Origin of the sequence: Neisseria sp. P0008.S010, from assembly GCF_051962715.1 — a bacterium.
GTDB classification, from domain to species: Bacteria; Pseudomonadota; Gammaproteobacteria; order Burkholderiales; family Neisseriaceae; genus Neisseria; species Neisseria elongata.
This window is the reverse complement of sequence record NZ_JBQCVA010000176.1, coordinates 1-413: the sequence shown is the minus strand read 5'-3', so window position 1 is coordinate 413 and position 413 is coordinate 1. Positions and strand designations below refer to the sequence as shown.

General features: G+C 55.0%; 1 rRNA gene. It reads left to right on the top strand.

Going from position 1 to position 413, the window contains the following annotated elements:
- A 16S ribosomal RNA gene (locus ACTHSL_RS13095) occupies positions 1 to 413 on the top strand; the annotation flags it as partial.

Sequence of the window (413 nt, the reverse complement as noted above, 5' to 3'; positions counted from 1 at the left end):
GCGATGCCGCGTGAGTGAAGAAGGCCTTCGGGTCGTAAAGCTCTGTCAAGTGGGAAGAATAGCGTGGAGACGAATAATCTCTGCGTATGACGGTACCACTGAAGGAAGCACCGGCTAACTCCGTGCCAGCAGCCGCGGTAAGACGGAGGGTGCAAGCGTTATTCGGATTTATTGGGCGTAAAGAGCGTGTAGGCGGCCGGTCAAGCCAGATGTGAAAGCCCAGGGCTTAACCCTGGAAGTGCATTTGGAACTGGTTGGCTTGAGTTCGGGAGAGGGAAGTGGAATTCCGGGTGTAGAGGTGAAATTCGTAGATATCCGGAGGAACACCGGTGGCGAAGGCGACTTCCTGGACCGAAACTGACGCTGAGACGCGAAAGCGTGGGGAGCAAACAGGATTAGATACCCTTGTAGTC